A 519-nucleotide genomic window follows, 5' to 3' on the forward strand; every position below is an offset into this window, starting at 1 on the left:
GGATGGGCCTTCGAGGAACGAATGGAGTGGTCCGCCACGTCTTGCGGCAACCCAGGGGCTGGCCTTGCCTGTTCGGTAGAGGCTCTCAGGCAAGCGGAAGGCGATCTCGGTTCGCATCTCCTCGGCAGGTGGATACATGCCCATCTCCCATGCATTGCATTCGCTTGTATTTTGACCCTATAGTTTGAAATACGCAATAATGATCTGGATTTTGTGACATGAAAAGTATGGTCCGGATAGGCAGCGGCGCCGGGATGGCTGATGATCGAATCGCGCCCGCCCAGGCGATCGCGGAGCGCGCGGCGTTGGACTATCTGGTGATGGAATGTCTTGCCGAACGGACCATCGCCCGTGAGACGCTTGACCGCTTGAAGGATCCGTCCCGCGGCTACACGCCGTCGCTACGGCAACGGATCCGCGCCGTTCTGCCGGGGTGCCGCGCAAGCGGTGCACGGATCGTTACGAACATGCGCGCCGCCAATCCCAGAGGCGCGGCCGCGGCCATTGCGGACGAGGCGG

General features: G+C 61.7%; 1 protein-coding gene. It reads left to right on the top strand.

All coding sequences use genetic code 11. The annotated features are described in order from the left end of the window. Positions 1-218 precede the first annotated feature (218 nt). Positions 219-519: acyclic terpene utilization AtuA family protein (locus EN742_RS37205; protein WP_128334003.1), on the top strand; the 301-nt coding region annotated here is incomplete at its 3' end.

Source organism: Mesorhizobium sp. M4A.F.Ca.ET.020.02.1.1, assembly GCF_004022645.1.
In the GTDB taxonomy this organism is placed as follows: domain Bacteria; phylum Pseudomonadota; class Alphaproteobacteria; order Rhizobiales; family Rhizobiaceae; genus Mesorhizobium.